Source organism: Clostridium sp. Marseille-QA1073 (assembly GCF_054863625.1).
In genome coordinates, this window is record NZ_JBSVQM010000016.1 from 35,376 (window position 1) to 54,176 (window position 18,801).

15 protein-coding genes and 1 other annotated feature (1 of these 16 cut by a window edge) are annotated in these 18,801 nt (G+C 25.7%); all 15 genes read left to right on the forward strand.

Features of this window, described 5'->3' with window-relative positions; genetic code table 11:
* Positions 1–22: a binding site (T-box leader), on the forward strand; it begins 246 nt to the left of the window's first position.
* A gap of 138 nt (positions 23–160) precedes the next feature.
* The 15 genes from lysS to ACY1IQ_RS14270 all read left to right on the forward strand — a co-directional run bounded on the left by lysS (position 161) and on the right by ACY1IQ_RS14270 (position 18,793).
* Positions 161–1,681, forward strand: coding sequence for a lysine--tRNA ligase (lysS, locus tag ACY1IQ_RS14200; protein ID WP_461614564.1), 1,521 nt, complete (start codon positions 161–163; stop codon positions 1,679–1,681).
* Between the two features lie 594 nt (positions 1,682–2,275).
* Positions 2,276–2,794: a S4 domain-containing protein gene (locus ACY1IQ_RS14205; protein WP_461614565.1), complete on the forward strand. Its 519-nt coding sequence runs from the start codon at positions 2,276–2,278 to the stop codon at positions 2,792–2,794.
* A gap of 221 nt (positions 2,795–3,015) precedes the next feature.
* On the forward strand, positions 3,016–3,837 hold the full coding sequence (locus ACY1IQ_RS14210) for a MerR family transcriptional regulator (RefSeq protein WP_461614566.1): 822 nt from the start codon (positions 3,016–3,018) through the stop codon (positions 3,835–3,837).
* A gap of 260 nt (positions 3,838–4,097) precedes the next feature.
* Positions 4,098–5,204 (forward strand): VanZ family protein, encoded by a 1,107-nt coding sequence (locus ACY1IQ_RS14215; protein WP_461614567.1) that lies wholly within the window; start codon positions 4,098–4,100, stop codon positions 5,202–5,204.
* 310 nt (positions 5,205–5,514) lie between these two features.
* Entirely contained in the window at positions 5,515–6,897 is a 1,383-nt protein-coding gene (locus ACY1IQ_RS14220) for a hypothetical protein (RefSeq protein ID WP_461614568.1), read from the forward strand.
* A complete protein-coding gene (locus tag ACY1IQ_RS14225) occupies positions 6,887–7,861 on the forward strand; it encodes a phage lytic cycle repressor MrpR family protein (RefSeq protein ID WP_461614569.1) in 975 nt (324 codons plus the stop codon). Before ACY1IQ_RS14220 ends, ACY1IQ_RS14225 begins: the two co-directional genes overlap by 11 nt.
* A 328-nt stretch (positions 7,862–8,189) precedes the next feature.
* Positions 8,190–8,516, forward strand: a complete 327-nt coding sequence (locus ACY1IQ_RS14230; protein WP_461614570.1) for a hypothetical protein — start codon at positions 8,190–8,192, stop codon at positions 8,514–8,516.
* A gap of 295 nt (positions 8,517–8,811) precedes the next feature.
* Positions 8,812–10,143: a hypothetical protein gene (locus ACY1IQ_RS14235; RefSeq protein WP_461614571.1), complete on the forward strand. Its 1,332-nt coding sequence runs from the start codon at positions 8,812–8,814 to the stop codon at positions 10,141–10,143.
* Positions 10,144–10,307: 164 nt separating this feature from the next.
* Complete coding sequence (locus ACY1IQ_RS14240) at positions 10,308–11,072, forward strand: hypothetical protein (protein ID WP_461614572.1); 765 nt, start codon at positions 10,308–10,310, stop codon at positions 11,070–11,072.
* 199 nt (positions 11,073–11,271) lie between these two features.
* The gene (locus ACY1IQ_RS14245; protein WP_461614573.1) at positions 11,272–12,192 is read left to right on the forward strand and encodes a LamG domain-containing protein; all 921 of its coding nucleotides are present in this window, start codon (positions 11,272–11,274) and stop codon (positions 12,190–12,192) included.
* A 9-nt stretch (positions 12,193–12,201) separates the two neighbouring features.
* Positions 12,202–12,945 (forward strand): hypothetical protein, encoded by a 744-nt coding sequence (locus tag ACY1IQ_RS14250; protein ID WP_461614574.1) that lies wholly within the window; start codon positions 12,202–12,204, stop codon positions 12,943–12,945.
* A gap of 67 nt (positions 12,946–13,012) precedes the next feature.
* Complete coding sequence (locus ACY1IQ_RS14255) at positions 13,013–13,330, forward strand: hypothetical protein (protein WP_461614575.1); 318 nt, start codon at positions 13,013–13,015, stop codon at positions 13,328–13,330.
* A 53-nt stretch (positions 13,331–13,383) separates the two neighbouring features.
* Positions 13,384–13,638, forward strand: a complete 255-nt coding sequence (locus ACY1IQ_RS14260; protein ID WP_461614576.1) for a hypothetical protein — start codon at positions 13,384–13,386, stop codon at positions 13,636–13,638.
* Between the two features lie 39 nt (positions 13,639–13,677).
* Positions 13,678–14,133: a hypothetical protein gene (locus ACY1IQ_RS14265; RefSeq protein WP_461614577.1), complete on the forward strand. Its 456-nt coding sequence runs from the start codon at positions 13,678–13,680 to the stop codon at positions 14,131–14,133.
* A gap of 85 nt (positions 14,134–14,218) precedes the next feature.
* On the forward strand, positions 14,219–18,793 hold the full coding sequence (locus ACY1IQ_RS14270) for a hypothetical protein (RefSeq protein ID WP_461614578.1): 4,575 nt from the start codon (positions 14,219–14,221) through the stop codon (positions 18,791–18,793).
* The last annotated feature ends 8 nt before the right edge of the window (positions 18,794–18,801 follow it).

Consider the following 18,801-nt stretch of genomic DNA (forward strand, 5'->3'; position numbering starts at 1 on the left):
GTTAATTACTCTCGTCCCCAAGACTATTGTCTTGGAGGTGAGAGTTTTATTTTTGACTTTTTTTAATTTTAATAAGACATCTAATATAAAAGATACTAGCATATTTACTAGTTACTTTAAGAAGATGTCTAACTTTTAAAAATGAAAGGTGGTATCATTAATGTTTAGAAACTATGAAAATATTGAAGATTTAAGAGAAATAATGAATGACGCAAATGAATTTGTGGTGGAAAGAGTTAAAAAATTAAATGAGTTAATAGAAAGAGGAATAAATCCATACCCATATAGTTTTAAAGAATGTGTTTATTCAAATTATATAATAGACAATTTTCATGATATAAAAGAAGAAGAAGTTTTTACGCTATCAGGAAGAATAATGCTTCTTAGAAGAATGGGAAATGTAACATTTTTAAACCTAAGAGATCAAGAAGGCGATATACAGGTATATCTAAATAAAGGTGCATTAGGTAATGAAAGGTATAATTTATTAAAGCTTATAGACACAGGAGATATTATTGGGGTAGAAGGTACAGTATTTAAGACTAAAACAGGGGAAATAACAATTAAAGCTAATGAGTTCACTATACTTTCTAAATCTATAAGACCATTACCTGAAAAATACCATGGAATTCAAGATATGGATTTAAGACAAAGACATCGTTCATTAGATATGATTATGAACTCAGAGGTCAAAGAAAGATTTATAAAGCGTTCAAGAGCTTTAAGTTATATAAGAGAGTTTATGAATAGCATGGGATTTTTTGAAATGGAAACTCCTATTCTCGATACTAAATATGGTGGAGGAGAAGCAAAGCCTTTTATCACCTATGTAAATGCACTAAATTCTGACGTTTATATGAATGTATCTCCTGAGCTTTATTTAAAAAGGCTTATGGTAGGTGGTGTAGATAGGGTTTACACTATAGGAAGATCCTTTAGAAATGAAGGAATTGACAGAACTCATTACCCTGAATTTACTCTTTTTGAATGTTATATGGCATATGCGGATTACACAGATATGATGAGACTTATGGAGAATTTATATGAGTATGTATTTACTAAAGTAAACGGAACAACAAAGAGTGTTTATGATGGTGTAGAAATTGATTTTAAAGCACCATGGAGAAGAGCTAGAATGTGTGATTTAGTAAAAGAAGATACAGGGATTGATGTAGAGTTTTTATCAAGAGAAGAAATTGTAAAAATAGTAGAGGAAAGAGAATTGTTAAGTGAGGAAGCTTTAGAAGGATTAGATATTAAAGACATGACAAAAGGTGATTTAATAATGACTATTTTTGATGAGTATTCAGCTTCAAAGCTAGTAGAACCTACTTTTGTAATAGATTTTCCTGTAGAAACTTCACCTCTTTGTAAAGTTCATAGAAAAAATTCTGAGCTAATAGAAAGGTTTGAACCTTATGCTTATGGGGTAGAGCTTGGAAATGCTTATTCAGAGCTAAATGATGCATTAAGGCAGAGAGTGCTGCTTCATGATCAAGCGGATAAATTAAGAGCAGGACTTGAAACTGCAAGTCCTATGGATGAAGAGTTTGCTGTGGCAATAGATGTAGGTATGCCACCAGCAGGAGGACTTGGAATAGGAATTGATAGAATGATAATGTTCTTAACAGGAGCAAATTCTATAAAAGATATTATTGCTTTTCCACTAGTAAAAAGATAAATTTACAATAAAAATGCTATCCTGAGTTTCAGGATAGTGTTTTTTATTTTATATTGAATTAATAGAATATTATTTGAATATTCTATATTTTATTGACAATTTTACAATGGTATCATATATTATAAACTATAGAGATTAAATTTTGGAGGGCTTATAGTTATGGAACCAGCTAATTGCTAATTAAATTTTTATTTAATTAATAAAGAAGTTTTAAAACACCTAAGTAATTAGGTTTATTTGTTATGCTTCTTAAAAATTAGTAATTAGAAGGTAGAAAACTTATAGAGCTGGATTAATCTTAATTTTTTGCTCATAATTTATGGGTTAGCTTTGCTTTACTTAATTTAAAATTAAGGATTTAAAAAAATTTAGGCTATAAGAGGAATTATCTTCTTATAGCCTTTTTTATTTGAAAGTAGGTGAAATCGTATGACTCCTTATTATAAAGTAGTGTATTCAAATCAATAAACAAGAGGAGTATAAAGTTTATGATTAATGCATTACTAACTAGGATAGGGTTTATTATTCTTATAAATTTTAATGAACCGTCCCTTAAAATAAATATTCCTCTTGAAGTTTTAAGGAGAGAGGAATATGGAGAAAGTATTATATTTAAATTGGGAAATTCATAATAATAATTTAGATAGTGAAGAAAGATATTGTCATAACTGTGGGAGAAAGGTTATATTTATAGATTCATTAAAAAGAAGACAAAATGCAAATGGAAAAAATATATTTCATTATGCCATATACAAATGTCCTAATAATCATACATGGAATAAAATGCTAAATACTTTTAAGGCAACTCCAGGATTAAATAATTTAGATTATGAAGTTTATAAAAGAGAATCTAAAATAGATATGATATTTATAGAAGACTTAATTGCTAAAGGGTTTAATTATGTTGAAATAACTATTGACGTTATTGATAAAAAAATAAGATTAGATAAATTGTTATCAAATCAAATTTTAGATTTAAGTCGTTCTAAGATAGAAGAAGGGATTAAAAAAGGATTCATTTTAATAAATGAAAAATTAGTTAAACCTAAAACTATAGTTAGAGAAAAAGAGACAATTTCTTTGCAACTAAATAAATTTAAATTAGCAGAATAAAAAATTAAAAACTCTATTGACCCTCCTATAATAGGAGGGTTTATTATTTATTTAGAGAGAAATTACAAATAACTAAGAGAATTTTTAATTAATTATAAAGTTGAATTTACTAGGAAATATATCTAGATGTACAAATTACAATAAAAACTTTATATTTAGAAAAATAATAGCTTAAGTTATAGTTTTCCTCTCATCCTCAATGTGCACAAGGAGGTAAATATATGATTAAAATAGGAGAATTCTCTAAGATAGGAAGAGTTTCTGTTAAAACTTTAAGACATTATGATGATATGGGACTTTTAAAGCCTGTAAAGATAGATGATTTTACGTCATATAGATACTATGATGTGGAACAGCTATCAACTTTAAATAAAATACTACTGTTAAAAAGTTCAGGATTTTCTTTAAAGGATATTAAAAAGCTTTTTAATGAAAATTTAACTAATGAAGAACTAATCAAAGAATTAAGAAAAAAAGAAAAAGAGATAAAAGAAGAAATTTCAAAGTCTAATGATACATTAAAAGAAATAAATTTTCTAGTTGAATACTTAAATAAGGAGGATTGTATAATGGATAATTATGATATAGTTATTAAAAAAGTAGAAGGATTTAAGGCAGCTTCTGTTAGAGATGTAGTAGAAAGCTATGGAGAACAGGGTAAATTGTGGAGTGAACTTAATCAACATGTATTTGCTAATAAAGGCAAGGTAAGCGGGCCATGCTTTAGCATATATCATGAATACGGATATAAAGAAAAGAATGTGGATACGGAAGTGGTAGAGCCTATAGAATTTGATATACCTGAAAGTGACAAAGTTAAAGTAAAATATTTCAAACCTGTAGAAAACATGGTTTGTTGTATTCATAAAGGTTCTTTTAAGATGATTGGCAAATCTTATGAATTTGCATTAAAGTGGATTGAAGCTAATGATTATGAAATAGCAGATAATATAAGAGAGGTATATCTTGTAGGAGCGGGCAATTCTAATAATGAAGATGATTATATGACAGAAATTCAAATACCTGTAATTAAAAAGAAATAGATTAAAAGCGTGGATAAAATTCCACGCTTTTAATTTATTATATGAACTATTTTATATAATTCAATCCTGATTAGTTATCAGGATTTTTTTATGTGACATTAATGTAACTTACTATTACAGTGAATATATATTAAAATATATTCAGATAAGAATTACAGTTAGTGATAATTATTGGTATAAATATTTCATAATAAATAGAGTTACACTAAAGTTGATATTAGATATTTTTAATAACTTAAGATGAAAAGGAGATGATTTAAATGAGTGTATATTTTCAATCTATTTTTACAGCATTTGCAACATTTTTAGTACTTGCTTTTGCACTGACTGTTCCTTTTCTTATTTATCAATATAGAAAATATAATTATATAAATAAATTTAGAGCATTAATATTATATTCTTTTTTATATTATTGTCTAGTGGCATTTTATCTAATAATTTTACCATTGCCACCTACTCGTGATACTTGTAGTTGGATACCAGCTGGTAGGCAGTTTTATCAATTAGTACCTTTTAATTTTATAAAAGATATTATAAAAGAAACATCAGTAGTATTATCAAATCCAGCAACGTACTTAAGAATTCTTAGGGAACCTGCGTTTTTACAAGCATTTTTTAATGCTATATTACTATTACCAATGGGTATATATTTAAGATATTATTTTAAAAGAAACTTAAAACAAACAGTAGTTATATGCTTTTTAATATCTTTATTTTTTGAAGTAACACAATTAACAGGAATATATGGAATATATAATTGTCCATATAGACTATTTGATGTTGATGATTTAATGTTAAATACTTTAGGTGGATATTTAGGATATTTAATAACACCTGTATTTTCATATTTAATGCCAAGACAAAAACTTTTAGATAAAGAAATAAATGAAGATATTATAAGAGTAGGATATATAAGAAGAGCATTAGCTCTTAGTGTAGATTGGTTTATACTTAATAGAGTGTTATATTATTTTGGAGATAAGCAAAATATACTTGCTAATGGGATAGTGGTATTTTTATATTTTATAATACTACCTTATGCAACTAATGGTAAAACATTAGGAAAATCTTTAGTTAGAATAAGAATAAAAGGTACAGAGGAAAAACTAAAATTTAAAGAAGTTTTAATAAGATATTCAATCTTATATTATGGTGTTTTTGGCTATATGAATTTTGCTACACAATCTTATTTAATAAATACAAATCCATATATACAAGCAGGATTTGTAATATTATTAATGCTAGCTTTACCTGTACTTGGAATACATTTAATTCTTCAAATGATAAGAAAAGATATACTATTTTATGAGAAAATAAGTAAAACTAAAAATGTAGTTATTTCAAAAGGTAAAAAGGTATCTCAATAATAACTTGATCTGTTTAAAATACTTATTGTAAGAATATAGTTAAAATATTTCCTATGAGAAGAGTATAGAAATTAAGTATATGCTTTTTTCATAGGAATATTAAATTTAAATTTTAAATAGCTAATAAATAATTATAATTATGAACTAAAAATTAAGTAGGTTTAATTACAATATTAAAAGATATCAATTGCTTTGACATGTAAATGATTTTGTAATTAGGATATCTGTAAGGATAACTATATTTACTTTTGTATTATAAATGTATATAATGAAGGTAATTTATTCTATATTTTAATTGGAGGTGTTAAAAGTGAAACATGGCATGAAAGAAGAACTACAAGAACGACTAAGTGATACCATAACTAAGTATAAACATGATCAATCTAATAAAGATAAAATCTTTATAAGTATTAAAGAAAGAATCAAGCTTACTGATTTAGTTAAAATATTTAATGGAGAAGTTGTTGTTGATACAATGTCAAAACGCACATTATATTTTTTATCGAAAGGTTTCTATAATGAGTTAGAAATTAACGAATTAAAACCAGAGCTATTTTTTACAGACTATGAAATCACAGAATTTGAGAGTGAATCACTAGATCTTGAACAAAAAGGTGAAAATTCTAATGTGATAATTTTAAATAATGTATTACCTACAGTTGAAGATAAGCAATATATTTGTTCAAGCATAACCTATAAAGAATTAGTATCAATTTTTAATAGAAATTTAATAAATTATGATTCTAGAATTCAGAGAGAAAGTAGAAAAAAATTGATTAGAGATACCATTCAAGAAAGACCTAAGTTATATCAGAAATCAATAAATGAAATGTCAAAGAAAATGAAAATAGGAAAGTATATTCCTACTGCTATTTCATTTGCAATATTATCAAATGGAGAAGAAAAGTGGAGTTATGATAAGGAAAAGCTTCAATTTATCATTGAAGTAGATTCAAAAAGCATTATAAGTATAATTGATGGTCTACATAGGGTATCTTCAATACTCACTAGTTTAAGTGAAGTAGAAAATGAAGAAGAAAAAGAAAAATTAGAAAATCAAATAATGCAAGTTAATATTTTTATACATGAAATACGGGAGTCAGCAGAGTATATATATCAAGAGGCACAAAAAAATACCATTAGTAAGGTTAAACAAAAAGCATTAAATACAAGTGATGTTACAAATAAAATAATTAGAGAGATAAATTCTTTTGAATCAGAAAGTGTAAATAAGTTATTTAATAAAATAGGTATGGAGTATTCTGATTTAAAAATGGGAAAATATATGATTTACGCTGACATGATAAGTTGTATTGAATATAATTTTAATAAATATGATTACAAAAATAATCCTAAAATGCAAAGAAAAATTAGAAATTTTATAATAGACTTATTCAATGAAATAATAAGTGAATATGACTATATTTTTAAGAATATTGAGAATCACAAAGGAATAAATGCTTTAGCTTATTCTCATACATTATATGGATTAATTGCATTAGGGGCTCAATTATTTGGATTAAATAGATGGGAGGAGGAACTGGAATATATTTTGGAAAATAAAATTAATTTTGATTTAAATGAAGAGGTTTGGAGCAAGTTAAATATCACTAAGGAAAAATTAAGAGGAAAACAAAGAACAGATTTATATGAGTATTTTAAAGGTTTAGTAGGTGATTTTATTGAGAAATAACATAAATTATACTGAATTAGGAATAGAGCTAAATGATTTGAAGAAAAGTTTCTTGCACTATATTGAGCATAAATATGTATATAATACTTATATTAAATATAGAAGTTTTATTTTTAAAGTAGCATGGTATGAGCAAAATTTTTCTCATAAAGATTTATCTGAATTTACATTTCAGGAAGTAGTCGATATGTTAAAGTTTTTTAATGCAGACACAGAAACATCACTAAACACTCAATTAAGTATAGTAAGAAAATATATGGAAGTTGCAGTTATTCAAGGATATATAAGCAACAACTTAGATATATTAAGTAGCTTAACTAAAGAAACCCTAAGTAATTTTATAAACTCTAAAGCTAAAGAAGAGCGATATTTAACTAAAAAAGAATTATTGTCCGCTGTTAAAGAGTTAAAGAATCCACAAGATAAAATAATTTTCTTATTGATTTTCGATGGCATCATGGGTAAAGCATATAAAGATTTAATAAATTTAAAAGTAGAAGATTATTGTTCTGAAAATCATTCTATTAAAGTTAATGATAAATGGTACAAATTATCAAGGGAGACAGAATATGCATTAAAGTATGCATTGGAGCAAGATGTTTATTTTATGTATTACAAAGAAAATGATAGATATAGCCAATATAAATTAAATACTAATGATCCTTACATTATTAGATCAAAAAAAAGTAAAGTTGATAAACCAATAAGCACAGTAGGCATTAGAAGAAGGATTGATACCTGTAGAGAGTATATGAATAAAGAATATATTCATGGTAAAACTGTATGGTTATCTGGTATAGCACATCGATTAATTGAATTGGAAAGTGAAAATCAATTAGAGCTGGTTCATGGACAGATAAAAGAATATTGTAGTAAGGAAAATATCAATACAAATATAATTGATATGATAGATATAATCAAAATTATTAAAGAAAAACATAAACAGGAAAATGAATTAGCATAGCTTATTGCCTTTAGCGTAAGCTATATAATATTTTTAGGCCATTCTTTTTATTATAAGGTAAATTGTTACTAAAGAATTTCAAATTAAATAATATTAAGGTATATTTACATGTTTCTATATTAAGATAAAATAGTTAATAAATTATATAGGTATAATTTTAATAGTATTTGCTCTTCAAGATAAAGAAGAGCAAACTATTAATAAAATAAAAGTATTAAATAAAAAAATATACAATATATATGATGATGATTTATATTCATATTTATAGCAGATATATTCGAGGGATAAAAATTAATTTATAATGGATGAAAAATGGGAGGATTACTACATGGGAACTAATGGAGAAAAGAGGGTATTTTATACTGAGAGAGAAAGAGAATTATATTATAATATGTGTGACAAACAAATATTAAATAAATTAAACAATAATTTAATGAAAAGTATAAAAAATAAAGATGAATCATCATCTATTGCTTTGCTTAGCCAAATGTTTGTAGAAGATATATCTAAGGAAGAGTTTGAAGTTTTCAAAGTGAAAGTTATAAAAAACAATGCTATTGCTATATTTATGAAAGCTTATGAAAAGATGGGCGATTGGGGATTTTTATATAATATATATGCAGTAACTTACTACATAAAGCATGGAAAGTTTTAATCAGCATAAATATATTGAAAATAATATATTTTAATTTAAACAATAAATATTAAATAAATAATATTATAGATTAAAGTTGAAATAATATTGAAATTTATTAGCTATATTATAGAAAAATGATTGAATTTTAAATATATTCAAATTTAATTATAAAATAAATAGAAAATACTATCACATGCCTAATGTGATTAGATATATTTTATATAAATAGATAGTTAGATATAAAGTACAATTTAATTAATAAATAAATGTTACTAAATTTAATTAGAATTGGGTAATTTAGGGGGATAAAGAAATGGGTTTATATGTTAAGAATTTTTATGGGAGCATAAATGGAAAAAATATATACGATTTTACAAGAAATCTAGATTATAATCTAAAGCAAAAAGAGCGAATTGATTATATAAACAATATAGTAGAAGAAGAATCAGGGAATAAATATTTTGAAGAATTGTTCACACAAACTTTTCATGAAAAGATAAATAAGGATGCAGCTGTTTGGGTAAAAGAAGAAAAGAGATATATGCGATGGGAAAGTTTTATATCATGGTGTGAAAAAAGAAATATAAATTTCATTAAGTATTTAGGTATGAAAGAAGAGTTAGGATCCTATACAGGTCAGAATATTTCTCATATAAATTTAGTTTTAACTGAAAAGGACAATATTTATTCTGAAACCAATATAGCTAAAGAATTAGAAAAATTAGCAGATTATATATTAAATGCTCCAGATGGGGAAAAAATAAGCAAAAAAACAAAATATAATTTTTACACAAATGAAGAGTTATTTAAAAAGGAAGTTAAAGAAAAGAAAATAGGAGACTTATCTGGTGATAATAATAATGAAGATGAAATTATAGATTTCTTAATTAAAAAATGTAAAAATTTTAAAAAGGAAATAAAGCAAGTGATAACCTATGATGATTTAGAAGATGAAAGCTTAGCATGTCTTCAGGACTACGAAAATGCTATTTTCAAATTAAAAGATGCAATCTCCAATTTGAAAAAAATTAATAAGGATGTTATAAAGCAAAGAAAATTAGGTAGTCATATAATTAAAATGAAGGAAGATCAAATATTATGCAAAGACTTTATTAAGGGGACCATCTATTTTAAACAGCCCTTGCCAGATAGTAATAAAATAGATTGGGACAAGTTTGATTTTTCGGATAAGAAGCATGTCTTAGCATTACTTTCAATGTCATTTAAAGGGGGCTTCAGCGAAGATTTATATTGTTTATTATATGATATGGAAAATTTAATTAATAGTTGTAATTTTACAAGTAGTGAAAAGATAATAATTATGTTATTAAGAAAAAATATAACTCAACAACATATGGGAGAAATTCTAAAAGTATCTCAGCCTACAATTAACTATATGATAAACAAAATCGTTAATAAGATAATAAATGCCTACAGAATATTATATGAATCATGGTTTTATAATAATATAGAAAAATCAAGAGTAAAAAAGTGTAATAAATGTGGAATAAGTAAGCTAGTTAATGAAAACTATTTTAGAAAGAGGGCAGATAAAAAAGGTGACGGTTATTATAATTGCTGTAGAAAATGTGAAAAAAATAAAAAAGTGACGAAAAGCACTTATAAAAAAGCATCTTTAAAGTAATATATAGTGTAAGGATATAAATATTAAATAAATTATAAAAATAATAAACTTGCAAGGTTATTTATGTTTATCTAAGAAGAAAGATGAATTTATACTTTTATAACTTACTAGTTAAAATATAGAATAAATATTAAATAAATTATATAAAACGGAGGAATGATATTATGACAAAAGGATTTATTATCGATGTACCAGAAATATTAATAGAAACTAAGGACAATACAACACATATAGTAACAGCTAAAAAAGGTGAAGTTAAATTAGGTGGAGAAAGTATAGAAATCAATGGAGGCTGGAGCTCATATGCTTTAGCTGAAATAGATACGAAAAAAACTTTAGAAGTAAACATATCTGATGCTCAGTGGGCTCTAGATACTATGGGATTATCTACAGGAGGTACTATTAATAAAAAAGTAGATGAAGAGTATATATTTGGTGTTGCTCATGAAATTATAGGTGGAAAGATTGAATTAACAGGAAACGTTAATAAGGAATCAATTAAAGTATCAGGAATGAAATCAGTATCATCAGATGTAGAAGTAGAAAAGTTAAAAACAAATGAATTTAAAGTAGTTACTGCAGGTAGTAAAACTGAGCTAGTATTTGCAGAAGATATGAATGAGAAAACGGTATATCCATCTTATTCTATTAAAACAGAGAAAGAAGTTGAAGTACTATCAGTAAGTACTAAAGATTTCCCGCAATCAGGAAAGGTTATCTTAAAATTCCCTATTTATTCTGAAGCTAATAAAGAACAAGCAGAGATAATAGGCCATGGTCAATTTGTTATATATAAAGCAAAAATTAAACCAAACTTTGGATTTACAGGCGCTTATAAAACTGCTTCTGAATTTGCATTAGATTTAAAAGGACTTGATCCTAGAAGAAGTGACAAAGAAATGTTCAAATTCTCAGTTATTCCTGCTTAAAATTTAATTTAAGTAAGGATTTATTATAAACCAATAAAAATATAGACTCTATTTAGACTTTCAGGTATGTAAACCTAGCAATAGCTATGGTTTGCATGCTTGAAAATTTATAAAATATAACAAAATAATTCATATAGAATTAAATAATAATATCAATATATTTTAGGATATAGATTTTATTTATAATGGAAGTGATAAAATGAATAACTATGCTTTGGATATAAATGGTAATAGCTCGCATTGTGTAAAATTGCCTAAAGAAACAAAACTATTTGGGGATTCTTTTACCAAAGAATTTTGGTTATATTATAGAAATCGAAATATTAGGCAAATAATACTAGGAGATTTTGAGGAATCTTTAACATCAAATACTAATATAGAAATATATAGTGACAACACAATAAGATTGTATTGGAATTTAGGAGAAATAGATAAAAAATTTAATATTGTTGAGCAAAATAAATGGATTCATATTTCATGGGTAAGAGATAAAGAAAATAACAGACATATATTTTATAAAAATGGTGAAAAGATTTTTGAAACTGATACAGCAGGAAGTGATTTAAAATGTGAAGGAATACAATGGTTGGGTAGGGATGGAAGAAATTCCATGATTTTAAATGGCATAATTGATGAATTAAGAATTTGGGATAAAGCGTTAACTCAAGAAGAGATTAAGTATAACATGAATAAAATCGTATCTCCTAGTTCAAAAAATCTAATTGCTTATTATAGATTTGATAGAGATAAAGGTAATACAATAATAGATTTAACTAGAAATGAAAATAATGGATATATTGATTCTATTAATTTAACTAATAGTACCCCTGATATAAATTATTATAAGATTTTATTAAAACAAAATGATAATTATTACACTATAAAATCAGAATTTTATAGAAATGGACAATATCAACCTTTACTATTAGAAGATGGTGTAACTCCAAATGGCAATGAGTTTATAAATAAAGGATTTGATAATTTGAATTTACTAACTACTAAATATGATAAAAATAGTGAAGTTGCTGTTAGTAAAAGCATTATGGGAGAAGGCAAATATTTTGAAGTAGAATTTAGCAATGATTTTAAAAGAGTAAATAGTGTATATTGGAAGAAGTGAAGATGATAAATGAAATATTTTTATAAGAAATATACAGTTAAAAAAGTAACAACGTATCAAGCATTAAGAGTAGATATTGTTGATAAAGGAGTTCCACGAAACAATAGTTTTCCCTATGGTGGATACTCTAGTTATAAAATAGATAATGATAAAGGTATTTTTGTTTTACAAGGTAGTAAAGTTTACGGTAGAGAAAATGGAAAAATGGCAATTTTTTATGAAATAGTAAATAATGATTTAGTAAAATTCGACGCATGGTATTCTGGAGGAGCAGGTATTTATTACAAAAGACCACTAGAACAGTTTAAATTACAATCAAATACTATTGAGACGTCTGGAGAATATATTACCACAACAGTTGCTGAAGATGGTAAGTATCCCAATAATGCAACTCACAATGATGGATATTGGTATATAAGACAAAAACCTGTAATTACCAAATTTTTAATAAGAGATAAAAATAATGATTTATATACATATGATGGTATAAGTATAGTATTATCTTCATCACAAACATTAGATGATAATAACTTTATAGCCAATGGATTTGATGATGTAACAATAATAACAGAAGAACAATGGGATTCTGCCTTTTCAGATAAGACAGGGCTAAAATTATTAATGTGGACAGATGATATGGACAAGGATGAAATTACTATAATGTATGAATTTAAAAATTTATATAGACCTATTGATGTGTTAAAAAAAATTAATGATGGCAAATTTGATATTCTAATGAAAGAAATAGAATAGGAAAATATAAATAACTAATAATTGATTCCAACATGAGCTAAAGCTAATATAAAAAAAGGAGATATCTATGGATAACTATAATGATAAAAATTATATAAAGATTAATAAAAGAGTTTTATATATACATCCAATAAAAATGAAGTATATAAAAGACAATTTTTATAACATATATTTATGCGTTAATAAGTTTGGACTTATGAGATTATTAGAGTTTTCAGATGGAAGTGAAATATTAAATAAATTTTTAAATGCAGTTTTTGATGGAGATAAAGAAGTAATAGATTATGTCTTAGACGAGATGACAACTTATGAATTTAACGAATTATTGATAAAGGTAAAAGAAATAAATGAATTAAAGGATGAAAATGATCTAAAAAAGAATTAAAGGATAGTAGAGAAAGTGCGCCCGAACTAACTATCCGCAGATGTTATGCTTTATTGGGTGTACATTGTGGAATATCAGAAAGAGAGCTAGATGAATGTTCTTATGTATTTTTTAATGATTGTATTAATGAATTAATCATTAAGTTAGAATATGATTGCATTATAAATATATTAGGAAATTCATTTGCTGATGATACAGCAATCAAATATGTTAATGAAAGAAACCCATTTAATACTATACATACTAAGACACAAAATAATAAATTAACTATGGATGACATTAAAAAAAGTGGATTGCTGCAAGAATAGTAAAGAATTAATAAAATATTATTAAAGGAGTTGATGGTAATGTCAGTACCAATTAGTAAGCTTAAACAAAAGGAAATAAGAGAAATAGTAAGTTTTATTGATGATGATGGAAATAATCAAGAAATAATCATAAAGAATATAAGTAAAGATCAAAAAGAAGAATTTAAGGATTTTTTAAAAGAAAAGGTAAATTTAGATAGTACAGAATTACTGATTAGAGGCAATGAAATAGTAAGATTTTTCTATACTAAATTAACTGATTTAGATATAGAGTCAGAAGATGATATTATGGATATTTTAAACTCTCCTAATTATATATTAACTAAAGTATCATCAGTTATAGGAGAGATAATCACAGAGCTGGTTTATGAGATAACTCTAGAAAAAAAACTAGAAATGAACAACATGTTGATATTATTAGAACAACAAGAATGTTATAACCAAATAGAAGAAATATTAAATAAAACAAATGACAATGATGAAGATAATAATTAATAAATAATATATTAATTAAAAACTAATTTAGAAGATATATGAGATAGAGTCATATGTCTTTATTCTTTAGAAAGGAGAACAATAAATGGCATATGATTTAGGCATAAAAATTAATCTTATAGATAGTGATATTGTTAAAATAGAAAATACTATTAAAAAAAGAATGAATGAAATTTCAAATAAATATAAAATAAAACTATCTATTGAAAATAAAAGTATAAATGATATAGAAAAACAATTAGAAAAAGTTAAAACTGCTTTAGAAAAAACAACTATTAATTTGGATGGAAGTTTAAATATTGATTCAATAGCACAGTTTTTTAGTGAAATAGATATTGGGATTAGTGAATTAGAAACAAAGAGAGTTAACTTAATAGATAGCACACAAGTGGCACTAATAAGAGAAGTAAGGGAAGGTTTATTAGAAACCTCAAATAACATGGCATCATTAAAAGGCAATATAGAGCAAGTCAGCCTACTGATGAATTCTACCAAAACAACAGTTAAAGATATTGAAAAGGCAATTAAAAACGCGTCAGAATCTGTAGATGTAAGCATGATTGATGCTCTTAAGAATAATATTTCTTCATTAGGAGAAGAAATAAGCTCTGTAGGAACTGGAAGGTTAGTAGAGGAATTAATGGACTCCAAAATTGATAATGCAAGTGTGAGTATTCTTGGAGCTTTTGGCGTAACTGCCACTACAGCATCACTTTCAGTCAAGGCTTTGAGCTCAGTATTGAGTGCAGGCTTAGGAACAGCTATTTCTTTAGCCATGGTTGGTATTACAAAATTAATTAATAAAAATAAAGAATTAAGAGAATCAGTTGAAAATACCATAAAAACAACTAGAGAAAATATTTCAGATAATATAAACAATATACAAATGTTGAGCGATATTAAAGATGAGTATGGAACCTTATATCGAAAGAATAATAGAAGCTTTGAAGAGGAAGAACGATATTTAGAATTAACTAATAAGATAGCACAAATAAGCCCAGAATTAGTTAGTGGATATGATGCACAAGGAAATGCTATTTTAAATTTAAAAGGTAATGTAGATGGCCTAATAGAATCTTTAAAAGAAAAAAATAGAATAGAAAACTTAAAGGTTGTAGCAGATTGGGACAATATAGTAAAGGTAAATAAAGATAAGAAAAAAGAATTAGAAGATGGAAAAGAGTATAAAGAGGCTTTATCAGAACGTGAAGAAACAATTAGGAGAATAGAAGATTTAAAAAGATGGAAAAAAGATCCCACAAAAAAAGGTTCTATTCAAGTTTATGATAAAGGTCTTCTTGAGCAAGAACAAAATCTAGCTAAATTTAATGCCATAATTGAAGTTACAGAATCGCAAATAAAAGCATTAGAATCAGAAACTTCGCAATTAAATATATCTGTTTTACAAAGTGCAAAGGGATTTGACGAATTAACAAGCTCACAAAAAAATCTAGCAGGTACATTAGCCGAGAAGAATACTGATTTTAATCCAGTAGAAGCTGATAAGATTATAAATAAACTTAAATTGGCAAGTAATGAATTTGAGCAACTTGATAATTTAAAAATGAATAAAAGTAAAATGAGTGTTAGAGACTTTAAAAAAGAAGTTGATAGCCTGATTGAAAAAATACATGAAGTAACAGAGATACCTATAGATACTATAAAAGATAATTATATAGGTTATAGCAATATAAATGGAGCAAAAGATACTGTACAATATACAAAAGAACTAATAGAAAACTACGAAAATGTAGGAAAAGAAGTTAGACAAATAGATTCAATTTTAAATGAACATGCTGAAACTAATCAATGGAACAAAGAAGCTCTAATTGAATTAGCAAAAGAATATCCTTATTTATTAGATTTACTAGGAAATGAAGAAGCATTAGAAAGAGCATTAATTAAAACAAAAAATGATAGAATCAATAAGGCAAAAGAAGTATACAATAAGGATTTAAGTAATGCAGAAGACTATTTGAAAAAGTTAACGTCAGGATATGATAAAGATGCTACAAATTTTAAAACAGCACAAGAAGCGAAGCTCTACTATGCTAATGAAGTTAGACAAAGGTTAGACGAAAGAAATGCAGGGTTTAAATCATCAAAGGACTCCATTCTAAAAGAGTCAATGGAAATTAATAAAAAGTTAAAAACTATCAAGGATAAAAAGTTAAAAACTACCAAGGATAAAAAAGAAATAAAGAAATTAGAAGAAAGAGATGAAGAATTAAAAGAAAAATATAAGTTTGTAGAAAAAGATCAGGTTGCAACTAATAGCTTATATAGTTCTTCATTGGGAAGTATAGATTCGGCCATAGATGATTATTATCCATTAAAAAATATGAAGTTTAGTTTTGATTTTGATCCGCAACCTAGCACTAGAACTTTAGAAAGTCCAAAGAAAAATATTGAGCCTAGAAAAGAAATTTTTCAAACCAATTTCCCAGAATTAGATAAATATAAAATAAAAATAGATAGAGTAAATGAAGAATTAGAAAAACAAGAAAAAGTAATTGATAAATTAAATAAACAGCGTAATAAATATAGTGAAAATAACGATAGTGACAATGAGCTTAAAACTATTCAGCAATTAACTAAAGAATATGATAAATTAATCAAGGTTCTAAAGTCAGAACAGAAGGGTTTAGCAAATACTAAAGAATCAATTAAAAAAGAATTTCTTAATTTAACTAAAATAGATATAAGTAAATATAGTAAAGCACAATTAGATGTTATTTATGCTGAAAAATATGGTGGACTTAGGAATCATAAAGATGAAGAATCTAAAAAAGCCTTTGAAGAAAATGAGAAAAAATTTAAATTATTAGTTGAGGCATGGTTTACTAATAATAGTGCTATAGAGAAAATAGAGAATGAACTATATGAAACCGAGAGCAAAAGATTAAAGAATATAGAGGAGTATTGGGAATCAATACTTAAAACACGAGATAAAAATTTAGAAAAAAGTAAAAATGCTTTAGAAGATGCAAGGGCAAATTTAGAAGCAATTGAGTCAATTTACAATGATAGAACAGGTTACGATAAAAAAATAGAAGCAATAGATGAGATTATAAATGCTACACAGGTATACAAAGTTAAACTAATTGAAGAAAATGCTTATTTACAAGCTCAATTGCTTACTCTTAAAGAAGGTTCAAAGATATGGGAAGACTTTAATAACAGAATAAGAGAAAATGAGAAAGAAATTTTAAATAGTTCTAAGAGTTTAGCTGAACATTTTGATAAAAGGAAAGAAATAGAAGTAAGTAAGCTAAATGCTGTTAAAGATATTGAAGAAAAAATTATTAATTTATTAAAAGAAAAATATAAAGTAGTACAAGAAAAAGAAGAAGATAGGCACAGAACAGCCTTAGATAACATTGAAGAAGAAAGAAAAGCTTTTAATGAATATATCGATGAAAAAATAAAAGCATTAGATAAAGAAGAAAAAAAAGAAAATTACAATAAAGAATTAAATAAAAAACTAGAAGAAAAAACAAAGCTTCAAAAGCAACTAGATGCGTTAATGCTAGATAGCTCTCTTGAAAGCAAAGCAAAGCAAGAGGAGTTACTTGAACAATTAAGAAATAAACAAGAGGAAATAGAAGAATTTCAAAATAAGTATGCTCTTGACTTAAAAAAGGAAAACTTACAAGAACAAAAAGAAGCTCATAATAAAGCTTTGGATGATAAGAAGAAAAAAGAAGATGAAAGCTTTGAAAATTATAAAAAGGCCCTAGAAAGACAATTAGAATATGATAAATTGTATGATGAGGCAAGAAGAATCTTAGTTAATGGATTTTATACAGATGCTATTGGTAATGTAGTTGATTTATCAGAAGCACTATTAGAATATGAAGATAGATTTGGAGAAGGATTGTCCGCTGTAGGGACAAAGATAAAAACAGAGATAATAGAAAAGCTATTAGAAGTAAAGGATTTATTAGATAATGGTTTTGATGGTACTATTTTAAGCGGTAATAATTATATAGGACCAATTGATAGTAATAATAAGTCAATAACTGGATATGGTGAAAATAATTTTAATAATAAAGATAAAAAACAAAGTATAACTATATTTGGAAATAGTATAGACTTAGCAAATGCACAAATATTAGCTAGTAAACATGGAGTTAATGCTGAATTTGAAAATGTCGCTAATACTAGTAAAATGCCAAATGCAAATGATATCGTCTTAGGACAAGCAGCTAATAATTATAGTAATTCAACTGGAGCTATTAAGCTAACAGGTAAAAATAGAGATGAAACTAAAAGCATGTTAGAAGCACACTTTATTAAAAATGTAAAAGGATCTTATGCAGATGGTGGAATTGCTAATTTTGCTGGACTAGCAATGATGCATGGAACAGAAGATAGACCAGAACTTGTACTAAACAATAGTCAAGCTTCTAGTCTTTTTAATTTTGTAAAAAATATAGATAGTGGTGTAACTATTAGGCATAATGCTATAAATCCAATGAAATCAATTCCATATGGAGAGCAAATAACTAATAATTCTACTATTAAAATAGATAAACTCATAGAGATCAACGGGAATGTTGATGAAAAAGTTTTACCACAAATTGAACAAGGAACTTTAAATTCTTTAAATATGCTAAAAAGAGAATTAAATAAGTCAGGAGTATTTAGTAGAAGATAGGATTTTAG